Source organism: Amycolatopsis sp. FDAARGOS 1241, assembly GCF_016889705.1.
GTDB lineage: Bacteria > Actinomycetota > Actinomycetes > Mycobacteriales > Pseudonocardiaceae > Amycolatopsis.
On the sequence record NZ_CP069526.1, the window covers coordinates 1,223,335 to 1,235,902 of the forward strand.

Genomic DNA, 12,568 nt, shown 5'->3' on the forward strand with positions numbered 1-12,568 from the left:
TCCACTCAGGACGCAGGGAGCACCGCGGTGCCGGTGTAGGTGACGCCCGCCTTCGTGAAGTCTTCGAGCGCGGCCTCGACCGTCGGCTGCGAGCCGCCGACGGTCAGGTCCAGCAGGACCTTCACGGAGAAGCCCGCCTTGGCGGCGTCGAGCGCCGTGGCGCGCACGCAGAAGTCCGTGGCGATGCCGACCACCTCGACGTCGGTGACGCCGCGGGCGCGCAGCCAGTCTTCGAGCGTCTGCCCGTCGCCCGACATGCCCTCGAAGCCCGAGTACGCCGCGGTGTACTCGCCCTTCGAGAAGACCGCCTCGATCGGCACGATGTCGAGAGACGGGTGGAACGACGCGCCCGGCGTGCCGGCGACGCAGTGCGGCGGCCAGCTGGTGTTGAAGTCCGGCGTGTCGCTGAAGTGGTCGCCCGGATCGACGTGGTGGTCGCGAGTGGCGACCACGTGGTCATAGCCCCCTTCGGCCGTGTGCCGCGAGATCGCCTCCGCGGCCGCCGCCCCGCCGGGCAGGCCCAGCGAGCCCCCTTCGCAGAAGTCGTTCTGCACATCCACCACGATGAGCGCGGTTCCCATGCTCGGCTCCCTACTCGAGAAACGTCGTCGGTATCGCGGGTTCGCCGTGCGAGAGCTTGAGGCCCTCCCACGGCAGGCTGACCTGGGCGCGCCGCAACCGGGCCCGCGCGTCGTCCAGCGTGGGCAGATCATCCACCGCGCGGCCGCCGCGCACCAGGGGGATCTGCAGTTCGAGGTCGTGCTCCTCGCGCGCCGGGCGGCCCGCGGCCGCCGTCCACACGACCTCTTCCACGGCCGTCCCGGTGTGGCGGTGGCGGCGCAGCGCGTGCTTGCGGCCGCCGCGGGATTCCTTGTGGGCACTGCGTTTCGCGACGGGTTTGCCGTCGACCTCGACCAGTTTGTAGACCATGCCGGCAGTCGGCGCGCCCGAACCGGTGACCACGGAAGTACCCACGCCGTAGGCGTCCACGGGCTCCGCGCGCAACGCGGCGATGGCGTGTTCGTCGAGGTCACCCGACACGACGATGCGGGTGTCCTTCGCGCCCAGCGCGTCGAGCTGGTCGCGGGCCTTGCGGGCGAGCGGGCCGACGTCGCCCGAGTCGATGCGGATCGCGCCGAGGTCGGGCCCGGCCACGCGCACGGCGGCCTCGATGCCGGCCGTGATGTCGTAGGTGTCCACGAGCAGTGTGGTGTCCGGGCCCATCTTGTCGACCTGGGCGCGGAACGCCGCCTCCTCGCTGTCGTGCAGAAGCATGAAGGCGTGGGCGACCGTGCCGCGCGTCGGGATGCCGTAGCGGCGCCCGGCCTCGAGGTTCGACGTGGTGGCGAAGCCCGCGATGTAGGCGGCGCGCGCGGCGGCGACGGCAGCGTATTCGTGCGTGCGCCGGCCGCCCATCTCGATGATCGGGCGCCCGTGCGCCGCGCCGGCCATGCGCGCGGCCGCCGACGCGATGGCGCTGTCGTGGTTGAGGATCGACAGCACCAGCGTCTCGAGCAGCACGGCCTCGGCGAACGTGCCGCTCACGGTGAGCAGCGGCGAGCCGGGGAAGTACAGCTCGCCCTCGGGGTAGCCGTCGATGTCGCCGGAGAACTCGTAGTTCGCGAGCCACGACAGCGTGGGCTCGTCGACGACCGCCGTCTGTTCGAGCAGCGCCAGCTCGGCGTCGGTGAACCGGAAATCGGCGATCGCGTCGAGCACGCGCGCGGTCCCGGCGACGACGCCGTAGCGGCGGCCGTCGGGCAGGCGCCGCGCGAAGACTTCGAACACGCACGGCCGCTCGGCGGTCCCGTCGGCCAGCGCGCTGCCCAGCATGGTCAGCTCGTAGTGGTCGGTGAGCAGCGCCGTGCTGGCGCTGGTGACCGGCTCGGGTGCACCCATGGGGCAAGCCTATTCACCCACATGGCGGGACCTGGCGCGGCGTACCCCGTGACCCCCGTGACACCATGGGGTGCATGTCCACGCCTGTCGCATCCGAACAGACGCAGGTTGATCCACTCGGGGCAGAGGTCGCCGACGTGGACAAGCCCTGGCGGACCGTCGTGTGGAACGATCCGGTCAACTTGATGTCGTACGTGACGTACGTGTTCCAGAAATTGTTCGGGTACAGCCGCGACCACGCCACGAAGCTGATGCTCGACGTGCACCACAAGGGCAAGGCGATCGTGTCGTCCGGGAGCAAGGAGAAGGTGGAGACGGACGTGGCGAAGCTGCACGCCGCCGGTCTGTGGGCGACCATGGAACAGCCCTCGTGAAGGCGTGGCGCCGCACGGGCGACGTGATCCTCGCGGGGTTCGAGCAGCAGGAGGCCGCGGTGCTGCGCGGCCTGGTCAGCCAGCTCGAAGACATGTTCCAGGCGCGCGCCGAGGAGGCGCCGCAGGACGAGCTGGCCGAGCTCACGGGCATCCGCACGGGCCCGTCGGAGTCGCCGGACGATCCGGTGCTCTCGCGGCTGCTGCCCGACTTCCACAAGCTCGACCCGGACAACCCGAGCCGCGAGGACATCGACTCCGCGGCGGCGATGCGCTCGCTGCACGAGCCGGAGCTGCTGGAGACGAAGGTCGGTGTCGCGAAGGTCGTGCTGGACACGCTGCCGCGCGACGGCGGCGACGTCCGGCTGGACTTCGAGCAGGCCGACGCGTGGCTGGGCGCACTCAACGACGTGCGGCTCGCGCTCGGCACGGCTCTCGATGTCACCGAGGACATGCCCGACGAGCTGCCCGACGACGATCCGCGGGCGCCGCACCTCGGCGTCTACCACTGGCTGACCTGGGTGCAGGAGACGCTGATCCAGGCGCTCACGGCGTAAGCGGCTCGAACGAGGGGGGACCGATGAGCGGCATCACCGACGTGCCCGGCGTGCTCGTGGGGCACCACCAGCGGCTCGGCGACGGCTGGGCGACGGGCACCACCGTGGTGCTCGTGCCGGACGGCGCGACCGGTGCAGTCGACCAGCGCGGCGGCGCGCCCGGCACGCGCGAGACGAACCTGCTGGAGCCGGAGAACCTGGTGCAGCGCGTGAACGCCGTCTGCCTCTCAGGCGGCAGCGCCTACGGGCTGGCCGCGGCCGACGGCGTGGTGCGGTGGCTTGCGGAGCGGAACCTCGGGTTCCCCGTCGGGTCGCAGCCGCACCAGGTGGTGCCGATCGTACCCGGCGCGGTGCTGTTCGACCTGCCGCGCAGTACGTGGGGCAACCGCCCGGACGCCGATTTCGGTTACGCCGCTTGCGAAGCCGCCTCGGCGACGTTCGCGTCGGGCACCGTCGGCGCCGGCTCCGGGGCCGTGGTCGGCTCGCTCAAGGGTGGCATCGGCTCGGCGAGTGAGGTCGTCGGCGACGTGACCGTCGGCGCGCTCGCGGCCGTGAACGCAAGTGGGGAAGCCGTGGACTTCGCGACCGGCCGCCCGTTCGCCGCCGACCACGAGGTCGACGGCGAGTTCGGCGTCCGCTGGCCCGGCCGGCCGGGTGAGGCACCGTCCGCACGCACCGACCTGAACACGACGATCGGCGTGGTGGCCTGCGACGCCGCGCTGTCGAAGGCTGAAGCGCGCCGCCTCGCGGTGGCCGGACAGGACGGCCTCGCGCGAGCCGTGCGGCCGGCGCACACGATGTTCGACGGCGACACGGTGTTCGCGCTCGCCACCGGCGCCCACGAGCTGCCCGCCACGGCGGGCACCTTCGCCGACGGCCAGCGCGCGGCGGCGCTGGACGCGTTGTGCTCGGCGGCGGCGCGGGTGTTCGCCCGGGCGATGGTCCACGGCCTGCTGTCGGCGACCGCGGCCGGCGGTGTGGTGGCGTACCGGGACGTCTGGCCCGAGGCGTTCTAGAGGTCCGGCAGCGGGTCCTGCGGGGTCCACGCGCCGTGGCGTTCGAGGTCCGCGGCCCGGACCGTGACCACGTCCTCGTCGGCGATCTCCAGCACCACGTCGGCGAACGAGATCGTCGGCCCCAGCGACGGGTGGCTCTCCACCGGCCCCCAGCTCCGTGCTCCGCGGCAGTTGCTCCCACACGGACTTCGGCCGCAGCCGGCGGAACCGGCCGCAGGCGAGCACGGTGATGTGCCGGTCGGTCACGGCCACGAGGAAGCTGTGGAGCGCAGCCGTGCCGTTGAGGTACAGCGAACTGCCCGCGAGGACGTACTGGAGCTGGTCGCCGTCGGCCAGGAACGGGCGGCAGCGGTCGCGGATCTTCGACGGCGGTGGCACGTCCCGATTGTCCCGCAGCGGGTGGATGAGCGGAAGGTCTCACAGTATGGACAGGGTCTTTCCACCACCTAAGATGTGCGTGTGCTCCGGATCCGCCGTGAACTCGTCGACGAGATCGTCGCCCACGCCCGCCGTGACCACCCCGACGAGGCCTGCGGGGTGATCGCCGGTCCCGTGGGCTCTGACGTGCCCGAGCGGTTCATCCCGATGCTGAACGCCGCGCGCTCGCCGACGTTCTACGAGTTCGACTCGGGCGACCTGCTCAAGCTCTACCGCGAGATGGACGCCAACGACGAGGTGCCCGTGGTGATCTACCACTCGCACACCGCGACAGAGGCCTACCCGTCGCGCACCGACGCGAACATCGCCGCCGAACCCGACGCGCACTACGTGCTCGTCTCCACGAAGGATCCCGATTCGCACGAGTTCCGCTCGTACCGGATCGTGGACGCCGAGATCACCGAGGAGCCGGTCGAGATCGTCGACTGAGCCCGCGGAATAAAGCGCACTGTCCGATGCGTCAGCGCCTGAGGAACTCCTGGAGGTAAGAACACCATGGCCGTGACCGTGTCCATCCCGACCATCCTGCGCACCCACACCGGCGGCGAGAAGTCCGTCGAGGCGGCGGGCAAGACCGTCCTCGAGGTGATCGACGACGTCGAGTCGCGCCACGCCGGGATCAAGGCGCGCCTGGTCAAGGAGGAGAAGCTGCACCGCTTCATCAACGTCTACGTCAACGACGAGGACGTGCGCTTCGCGGGCGGCCTCGACGCCGAGGTGAAGGACGGCGACACCCTGACGATCCTGCCCGCCGTGGCCGGCGGCGCTCGCTGATCCCATGGCCCGCTACGAGTCCCTGCTCGAAGCGCTCGGCGGCACGCCACTCGTGGGGCTGCCCCGGCTCTCGCCCACCCACGACGTTCGGCTGTGGGCGAAGCTCGAGGACCGCAACCCCACGGGCTCGATCAAGGACCGGCCCGCGCTGGCCATGATCGAGGCCGCGGAGCGGGAAGGCAGGCTGCGCCGCGGTTCGACGATCCTCGAGCCGACCTCGGGCAACACCGGCATCTCGCTCGCCATGGCCGCGAAGCTCAAGGGCTACGGGCTGGTGTGCGTGATGCCGGAGAACACCTCCACCGAGCGCAAGCAGCTGCTGCAGGCCTACGGCGCACGGATCGTGTTCTCGCCGGCGGCGGGCGGCTCGAACGAAGCCGTGCGGCGGGCCAAGGAGCTGGCCGAGCAGAACCCGGACTGGGTGATGCTCTACCAGTACGGCAACCCGGCCAACGCCGACGCGCACTACCGCGGCACGGGCCCCGAGTTGCTGAAGGACCTGCCGACGGTGACCCACTTCGTGGGCGGCCTCGGCACGACCGGCACGCTCGTCGGCGTCGGCCGCTACCTGCACGAGGTCAAGCCCGACGTGCAAATCATCGCCGCCGAGCCCCGCTACGGCGAACTGGTCTACGGCCTGCGGAACCTGGACGAGGGGTTCGTGCCGGAGCTGTACGACCCGACGGTGCTGAACGGCCGGTACTCCGTCGGAGCGTACGACGCTCTCCGCCGCACGCGGGAGCTGTTGGAGCACGAGGGCATCTTCGCCGGCATCTCCACCGGCGCCGTCCTGCACGCGGCCCTGGCGGTCGCGGAGAAGGCGGCGGCTCGGGGTGAGCCCGCGGACGTCGCGTTCGTCGTCGCGGACGCCGGCTGGAAGTACCTGTCGACGGGCGCCTACGCGGGCTCGCTCGACGAGGCTGCCGAACGTCTCGACGGACAGCTCTGGGCGTGAAGACGATCGGCCTCCTGGGCGGCATGAGCTGGGAGTCGTCGGCCGAGTACTACCGATTGGTCAACTCGCGCGTGCGGGAGGCGCTGGGCGGTTACCACTCCGCGCGGGTGGTGCTGTACTCGGTCGACTTCGCCGAAATCGAGGCGTTGCAGTCTTCGGGCGACTGGGTGGCGGCGGGACAGGCGCTGGCCGCCGCCGCCTCGGCTTTGGCGGCGGCGGGCGCGGACGTGATCGTGTTGTGCACCAACACGATGCACAAGGTCGCGTCGTCGCTTGAGGTCGGCGTGCCGTTCCTGCACCTGGGGGGCACGACGGCCGCAGCGGTGCGCGCGGCCGGGGTTTCCCGGGTGGGATTGCTGGGGACGGCGTTCACGATGAGCCAGCCGTTCTACCGCGAACGCCTTGCGGCGCATGGGCTTTCGGTGCTCGCGCCGTCCGATGTGGACCAGCAGCGGGTGCACCGCGTGATTTACGACGAGCTCGTGCAGGGCGTGGTGCTGCCGGCCTCGCGCGAGGCCTACCGGGGTGTGATCTCGCGGCTGGTCGAGGCCGGCGCCGAAGGCGTGATCTATGGCTGCACGGAGATCGAGCTGCTCGTCGATCAGTCCGACAGCCCGGTGCCGGCTTTCCCGACCACGCGGCTTCACGCGGAAGCCGCGGTGGATTGGGCTCTGGGGTTGCGGGAGCTGCCGCCGGCTCCGGTCTGACAGCGCGGCCCGGCAGTGCCAGCGGGGTTCCAGCGCGGTGTGCGTCTCAGCGGGTCTTGTGAGCCTTCGTGCCGAGGGCGGCCCGGCCGGGCTGCCCCGGAAACGGAGGAGCCGTCATGAATCCGCCAGTCACGATCATCGGTGCCGGCCTCGGTGGGCTGACGCTCGCCCGCGTCCTACACGTCCACGGAATCCCGGCCACGGTCTACGAGGCCGAGCCTCCCCGTCCGCCCGCGCGCAGGGCGGGATGCTCGACATCCACGACTACAACGGGCAGCTCGCCGTCGAGGCGGCCGGGCTGATGGCCGGGTTCCGCGGCCTCATCCTCGAGGGCCGCCAGCAGCTGCGGGTCCTCGACCGCGACGGGCGCGTCCTCTTCGACAAGGCCGACGACGGCACGGGTGGGCGGCCCGAAGTGCAACGTGGCGAGCTGCGCCGGCTGCTGCTCGACTCGCTGCCGGAGGGCACCGTCCGGTGGGGACACAAGACACCGGCGTCCGCGCTCTGGGCGCGGGCCACCACGAAGTCCGCTTCGCCGACGGCGGTGCCGTGATCACGCGCCTGCTGGTCGGCGCGGACGGCGTGTGGTCCCGCGTCCGCGAGCTCGAGTCGCCGGCCGTGCCCGAGTACACCGGGCCGTCGTCGAGACCTACCTGTTCGACACCGACACCTGCCACCCGGCCACCGCGAAGGCCGTCGGCGGCGGCTCGATGGGCGTGCCCGCGTCGGGCAAGGGGATCATGGCCCACCGCGAGAGCGGCGACACCGTGCACACCTGCCAGCGGGTGGGTTCCGTGCCGGGGAGCGAGGAGAACACCGAGATCAGAACCTCTGCGGTTTCCTCGTCGGACTTGCCGTCGAGCAAGGTGTCGACCGCAGCGCCCTGGGCGGCGACCTCGGCGCTGCGCTGCGGCCGAACATGGCCTGCTTGAACGCGGTGAGGGCGCCTTCGACGTCGCCGGGGTGGGCGGCGAGGGCTTGGGCGAGTTCGGTGCCGTCGAGCATGGCGAGGTTGGCGCCTTCGCCGTTGGGAGGCATGACGTGGGCGGCATCGGCCACGAGGGTCACGCCCGGAATGCGGGCCCAGTGGTGGTCGGCAGGCAGGGCGTAGTGCGGGCGCAGGACCGGGTCGGTGTCGCTGTCGGTGATCAGGGCCGTGAGTTCCGGCGCCCAGCCGGTGAACTCCTGCGCGACGCGGGCGGCAGCCGCCGAGGCGTCGGTGAAGTCGATGGCCTCGAGCCACTCCAGCGGCCTGGTGAGCGAAACGTTCCCCCGCCCACCACACGCCGGCCGAACGCCCGACGAAGTGCGATCGGCCGCGAAACGCCGAGCCATGGCGGAAAACCACGACGCTCGCCTTCGAGACCGCATTAGCCTTCCCGCATGTCCAGCTTCGACGCCACGATGCGGATGATGCGGCGGAACAACCCACAGACCCAGGAAGCCGGCTTCCGGCTCCTGCTCGCCCGCGCAGGCGACCACATCGACGCCCTCCTCGGTGAGTTCGCGACCGAACAAGACCCGGGCCTGCGCTGCCGGCTCCTGGAACTCATCGGCGCGGCCGAGTCGCCGAAGGCGCTGCCCGACCTCCTCGCCCAGCTCGACAGTCCCGACGAAGCCCTGCGAAGGTGGGCGGCGCGGGGCCTCAGCGGTCTCGGTACCCGGGAAGCGCGCACGGCGTTGTGGCGTGCCCGCGCGAACAGCTCCGGACACCGCCCCTGAACTCGAACATCAGGGAATTCACCCGAGGTCGCCCGTACCGGACGGACGTAACCTGGAGCACGTGACCACACCGCCACTGCAGCCACTGCCGTTCGGGGACCAGCCGGCCGACAAGCCGGCGGGTACCGACGTTCGCAAGCGCATCCTGCCGCCCCATCCGAAGGCGGCGGCGATCGTCGCGGTGGGGTTCACATTGGTGCTCTACCTGGTGGAGCTGGTGGACGTGATCCTGCCGGCGGACCTCGACCACGGGGGCATCGTGTCGAGGCAGCTGTCGGGGCTGGACGGGATCCTGTGGGCGCCGCTGCTGCACGCCGGCTGGGGCCACCTGTTCTCGAACACCGTGCCGGTCCTCGTGCTGTCGTTCCTGGCGATGGCGGCGGGCATCGGGCGCTGGGCAGTCGTCACGGCGCTCATCTGGCTCGTCTCCGGCGTGGGGGTGTGGCTGGTCGGGCCGTCGAACACGTATACGGTCGGCGCGTCCGGGCTGGCGTTCGGGTGGCTCGCGTTCCTGCTGGTCCGCGGGATCTTCAACCGCGCGTTCGGGCAGATCCTGGTCGCGATCGTGCTGCTCGGCGTGTGGAGCGGGATGCTGTGGGGCTTGCTGCCGGGCAACCCCGGCATTTCCTGGCAGGGCCACCTCTTCGGCGCGCTCGCCGGCGTCCTCGCGGCCTGGCTCACGTCCCGGGGCGATCGCCCGAAGAAGGAGCCCGCGGGTAGCCTCGAGGCGTGAGTTCCCCGACCGCCGACGCGCCCATCGGGGTTTTCGATTCCGGCGTCGGCGGGCTGACCGTCGCCCGGTCGATCCTCGAACTCCTGCCCGCCGAGCAGCTGCGCTACGTGGGCGACACCGCGCACAACCCCTACGGCCCGCTCCCGATCGCGACGGCCCGCGAGTACGCGCTCGAAGCCCTCGACGACCTTGTCGAACGCGGCGTGAAAGCGCTGGTCATCGCCTGCAACACCGCGTCCGCCGCCTGTCTGCGCGACGCGCGTGAACGCTACGACGTCCCCGTCATCGAGGTCGTCCTGCCCGCCGCGCGCCGAGCCGCGTCGGTCACGCACACCGGCCGCGTCGGCGTCATCGGCACGGAGGGCACGGTCCGCTCCCGCGCGTACGACGACGCCTTCGCCGCGGCCCCCGACGTACAGCTCACCAGCGTCGCCTGCCCCCGGTTCGTCGACTTCGTGGAGCGCGGCATCACGTCCGGGCGCCAGGTGCTCGGCCTCGCGCAGGGCTACCTGCAGCCGCTGCTCGACGCCCAGGTCGACACACTGGTGCTCGGCTGCACGCACTACCCGCTGCTCTCCGGTGTGCTGCAGATCGTGATGGGCCAGGACGTCACGCTCGTCTCCAGCGCCGACGAGACGGCCAAGGATCTCTTCCGCGTGCTCACCGAACTCGACCTGCTGGCCGACCGCGACGAGGCCCCGAAGCACGAGTTCGTGGCCACCGGTTCGCCGGAGCCGTTCACGCGGCTCGCCGCGCGGTTCATGGGCTTCGCGCCGGGTGTCCTCGCTCCCACGAGCGCGTAGGAGCGCCGGAGTTAGGGTGACGGCGTGCGACTGACGATCCTCGGCTGCTCGGGCAGCGTCCCCGGGCCGAACGCCGCCGCGTCCGGGTACCTGCTGGAAGCGGAGGGCTTCCGCCTCGGGCTCGAGCTCGGCAACGGCGCCTTCGCCCAGCTGCAGACCGTGCTCGACCCGTTCGACCTCGACGCCCTCGTCCTGTCGCACCTGCACTCCGACCACTGCGCCGACGTCAACGCCCTCACGGTCCTGCGGCGCTACCACCCGGCTGCGCCCTACCCGGCGCGGCCGCGGCGGCTGCCGCTGTACGCGCCGCCGGACGCGCCTTCGCGCCTGGCCCACGCGTACGCCGCCGACGCTGACGAGCGCGCCGCCGCGGACCTGTCTGACGTCTACGACTTCCACGTGCTGCGCGAGGAGACCACGCAGATCGGCCCGTTCGACGTCACCGCCGCGGTCGTGCACCACCCGACGCCCGCGTTCGGCCTGCGGATTTCCTACGGCGGCAGCATCCTCGCCTACACCGGCGACACCGGGCCGTGCGCGGCGCTCGGCGAGCTGGCCGACGGTGTCGACGTATTGCTGTCCGAAGCGTCCTGGACCGACGCGGCCGACCGCCCGGCGGGCGTGCACCTGTCCGGCAAACAGGCCGGTGAGCTGGCGAAGGACGCCGCTGTCGGCCGGCTGCTGCTCACGCACATCGCGCCGTGGACCGACCGGGCCGCGGTGCTCGCGGAGGCCGAGGCGATCTTCCCCGGCACCGAGCTCGTGATCCAGGGTGCCGTCTACGACATCTGAGCGGCGGAGCGTCGGTGGCCTGCCTTAAAGTGCACGGCGTGACGAGGAAAGATGGCAGGAACGACGACCAGCTCCGCGACATCAAGATCACCCGCGGTTTCCAGAAGTGGCCTGCCGGTTCGGTGCTCATCGAGTTCGGCAACACGCGAGTCCTGTGCGCGGCCAGCGTCACCGAGGGGGTCCCGCGCTGGCGGGCGGGCTCCGGGCTGGGCTGGGTCACGGCGGAGTACGCGATGCTCCCGTCGGCGACCAACACCCGCAGCGACCGCGAGTCGGTGAAGGGCCGCATCGGCGGCCGCACCCACGAGATTTCCCGGCTCATCGGCCGGTCGCTGCGCGCGTGCATCGACCTCGCGGCACTCGGCGAGAACACGATCGTGATCGACTGCGACGTGATCCAGGCCGACGGCGGCACGCGCACTGCGGCCGTGACCGGCGGGTACGTCGCGCTGCACGACGCGATCACCTGGCTCGGCGCGGCGAACCGGCTCAACGATCCGCAGCCGCTGTCCTCGTCCGTCGCGGCCGTCAGCGTCGGCGTGGTCGACGGCCGGGTGCGCCTGGACCTGCCGTACGAAGAGGACTCGCGCGCGGAGGTCGACATGAACGTCGTCGCCACCGATGCCGGCACGCTCATCGAGGTGCAGGGCACCGGTGAGGGCGCCACGTTCGCCCGGTCCACTCTGGACACCATGCTCGACCTGGCGCTCGCCGGCTGCGCGGAACTCACGCGGCTGCAGAACGAGGCGCTGGCGCTGCCGTACCCGGGCGAGCTGCCGCAGCCGCGTCCGGACAAGAAGAAGGGGGCCAAGTGACGAAGCTGCTGCTGGCCACGCGCAACCAGAAGAAGCTCGGTGAGCTGCGGCGGATCCTCGAGGCCGAAGGCGTCTCGGGCATCGAGGTGCTGGGCCTCGCCGACGTCGACGAGTTCCCCGAGGCACCGGAGACGGCTCCCGACTTCGAGGGCAACGCCGTGGCCAAGGCCCGCGACGCCGTCGAGGCCACCGGCCTGCCCGCCGTCGCCGACGACTCCGGCTTGACCGTCGATGCGCTGGGCGGCATGCCGGGCATCCTGTCCGCGCGCTGGTCCGGCCGCCACGGTGATGACGACGCCAACCTCGACCTTGTCCTCGCGCAGCTCTCCGACACCCCGGACGACCGCCGCGGCGCGGCCTTCGTGTGCGCCGCCGCGCTCGTGCTCCCGTCCGGCGAGGAAACGGTCGTCCGCGGCGAATGGCGCGGCACGTTGCTGCGCGAACGCCGTGGCACCAACGGTTTCGGCTACGACCCGATCTTCGTCCCGGACGGCGGAACCCTGACGTCGGCGGAGCTGGCACCGTCCGAAAAGGACGCTGCGTCACACCGGGGCCGTGCGCTGCGGGCGCTGCTGCCGGCGCTGCGCGAGCTCGCCGGTTCCTGACGGCTACTTGTCGCTCGGGCCCATGACCTGGACTTCGCAGGTCCGCTCGGTCGTTTCGTGGTCCGGCGGCTGATCGCTGCTCGTGAAGCGCCACGGCGATTCGTCGTCGTCCGGGGATTCGGCTACGTGCATGCCCCGGCGGTCATGCATAAGACCCAGCGGTGCACGTTGTCCTGGTACGCCGGGTTCGCCGAGTCTTCGCCCCACGGCAGCAGGGGCAGCTTCGACCGGCAGGCGTCGCCGGCGGCCCGGTGGTCCTTCGCCCACTGCTCGGCTCCGGCGATGGAGTTGGGTTGCGAGTCGACGACGGCGTCGTGGTCCTTCATGCACGTGCGCGCCCGCGGCGTGGCTCTACATCACGGTAAAGGGCGGCGACCAGCC

17 protein-coding genes and 2 pseudogenes are annotated in these 12,568 nt (G+C 71.5%); 14 read left to right on the plus strand and 5 right to left on the minus strand.

Going from position 1 to position 12,568, the window contains the following annotated elements:
* Positions 1–5: 5 nt before the first annotated feature.
* A complete protein-coding gene (locus I6J71_RS05950; protein ID WP_204093798.1) occupies positions 6–581 on the minus strand; it encodes an isochorismatase family protein in 576 nt (191 codons plus the stop codon).
* Positions 582–591: 10 nt separating this feature from the next.
* The gene (locus I6J71_RS05955; RefSeq protein WP_204093799.1) at positions 592–1,899 is read right to left on the minus strand and encodes a nicotinate phosphoribosyltransferase; all 1,308 of its coding nucleotides are present in this window, start codon (positions 1,897–1,899) and stop codon (positions 592–594) included.
* A 74-nt stretch (positions 1,900–1,973) separates the two neighbouring features.
* Here I6J71_RS05955 and clpS point away from each other — a divergent pair, with 74 nt between their 5' ends.
* From clpS to I6J71_RS05970, 3 genes are read left to right on the plus strand one after another with little or no spacing between them, the layout of a single operon-like run.
* Positions 1,974–2,273, plus strand: coding sequence for an ATP-dependent Clp protease adapter ClpS (gene clpS, locus I6J71_RS05960; RefSeq protein ID WP_204093800.1), 300 nt, complete (start codon positions 1,974–1,976; stop codon positions 2,271–2,273).
* Positions 2,270–2,827, plus strand: a complete 558-nt coding sequence (locus tag I6J71_RS05965; protein WP_204093801.1) for a DUF2017 domain-containing protein — start codon at positions 2,270–2,272, stop codon at positions 2,825–2,827. The genes clpS and I6J71_RS05965 overlap by 4 nt, the downstream gene beginning before the upstream one ends.
* 23 nt (positions 2,828–2,850) lie before the next feature.
* Positions 2,851–3,843 (plus strand): P1 family peptidase, encoded by a 993-nt coding sequence (locus I6J71_RS05970; protein ID WP_204093802.1) that lies wholly within the window; start codon positions 2,851–2,853, stop codon positions 3,841–3,843.
* Here the strand turns inward: I6J71_RS05970 and I6J71_RS47695 are convergent.
* On the minus strand, positions 3,840–3,986 hold the full coding sequence (locus I6J71_RS47695) for a hypothetical protein (protein ID WP_239154462.1): 147 nt from the start codon (positions 3,984–3,986) through the stop codon (positions 3,840–3,842). The two genes, I6J71_RS05970 and I6J71_RS47695, sit on opposite strands and share 4 nt — an antisense overlap.
* 316 nt (positions 3,987–4,302) lie before the next feature.
* Here I6J71_RS47695 and I6J71_RS05980 point away from each other — a divergent pair, with 316 nt between their 5' ends.
* From I6J71_RS05980 to I6J71_RS06000, 5 genes and pseudogenes are all read left to right on the plus strand, one after another.
* On the plus strand, positions 4,303–4,710 hold the full coding sequence (locus tag I6J71_RS05980; protein WP_204093803.1) for a Mov34/MPN/PAD-1 family protein: 408 nt from the start codon (positions 4,303–4,305) through the stop codon (positions 4,708–4,710).
* Positions 4,711–4,776: 66 nt separating this feature from the next.
* A complete protein-coding gene (locus tag I6J71_RS05985; protein ID WP_204093804.1) occupies positions 4,777–5,055 on the plus strand; it encodes a MoaD/ThiS family protein in 279 nt (92 codons plus the stop codon).
* A 4-nt stretch (positions 5,056–5,059) separates the two neighbouring features.
* A complete protein-coding gene (locus tag I6J71_RS05990) occupies positions 5,060–6,010 on the plus strand; it encodes a PLP-dependent cysteine synthase family protein (protein ID WP_204093805.1) in 951 nt (316 codons plus the stop codon).
* A complete protein-coding gene (locus I6J71_RS05995) occupies positions 6,007–6,717 on the plus strand; it encodes an aspartate/glutamate racemase family protein (protein WP_204093806.1) in 711 nt (236 codons plus the stop codon). Before I6J71_RS05990 ends, I6J71_RS05995 begins: the two co-directional genes overlap by 4 nt.
* A gap of 116 nt (positions 6,718–6,833) precedes the next feature.
* Positions 6,834–7,490 (plus strand): annotated as a pseudogene (locus I6J71_RS06000) (FAD-dependent oxidoreductase); the annotation flags it as partial.
* Positions 7,491–7,539: 49 nt separating this feature from the next.
* Here I6J71_RS06000 and I6J71_RS06005 read toward each other — a convergent pair.
* Positions 7,540–7,983 (minus strand): annotated as a pseudogene (locus tag I6J71_RS06005) (FAD-dependent oxidoreductase); the annotation flags it as partial.
* Between the two features lie 117 nt (positions 7,984–8,100).
* On the opposite strand from I6J71_RS06005, the gene I6J71_RS06010 reads away from it, so the two are divergent.
* The 6 genes from I6J71_RS06010 to rdgB all read left to right on the plus strand — a co-directional run bounded on the left by I6J71_RS06010 (position 8,101) and on the right by rdgB (position 12,187).
* Complete coding sequence (locus tag I6J71_RS06010) at positions 8,101–8,439, plus strand: HEAT repeat domain-containing protein (RefSeq protein WP_204093808.1); 339 nt, start codon at positions 8,101–8,103, stop codon at positions 8,437–8,439.
* Positions 8,440–8,524: 85 nt separating this feature from the next.
* Positions 8,525–9,172: a rhomboid family intramembrane serine protease gene (locus tag I6J71_RS06015; RefSeq protein ID WP_239155274.1), complete on the plus strand. Its 648-nt coding sequence runs from the start codon at positions 8,525–8,527 to the stop codon at positions 9,170–9,172.
* Complete coding sequence (murI, locus tag I6J71_RS06020) at positions 9,169–9,975, plus strand: glutamate racemase (protein ID WP_204093810.1); 807 nt, start codon at positions 9,169–9,171, stop codon at positions 9,973–9,975. Before I6J71_RS06015 ends, murI begins: the two co-directional genes overlap by 4 nt.
* 24 nt (positions 9,976–9,999) lie before the next feature.
* Positions 10,000–10,767 carry an MBL fold metallo-hydrolase gene (locus tag I6J71_RS06025; RefSeq protein ID WP_204093811.1) on the plus strand — a complete coding sequence of 256 codons (768 nt, stop codon included), beginning with the start codon at positions 10,000–10,002 and terminating at the stop codon, positions 10,765–10,767.
* 38 nt (positions 10,768–10,805) lie between these two features.
* A complete protein-coding gene (rph, locus tag I6J71_RS06030; protein WP_204093812.1) occupies positions 10,806–11,582 on the plus strand; it encodes a ribonuclease PH in 777 nt (258 codons plus the stop codon).
* The gene (rdgB, locus tag I6J71_RS06035; RefSeq protein WP_204093813.1) at positions 11,579–12,187 is read left to right on the plus strand and encodes an RdgB/HAM1 family non-canonical purine NTP pyrophosphatase; all 609 of its coding nucleotides are present in this window, start codon (positions 11,579–11,581) and stop codon (positions 12,185–12,187) included. The genes rph and rdgB overlap by 4 nt, the downstream gene beginning before the upstream one ends.
* Positions 12,188–12,309: 122 nt before the next feature.
* Here rdgB and I6J71_RS47700 read toward each other — a convergent pair whose 3' ends face one another.
* Positions 12,310–12,513, minus strand: a complete 204-nt coding sequence (locus I6J71_RS47700; RefSeq protein ID WP_239154463.1) for a hypothetical protein — start codon at positions 12,511–12,513, stop codon at positions 12,310–12,312.
* Between the last annotated feature and the right edge of the window lie 55 nt (positions 12,514–12,568).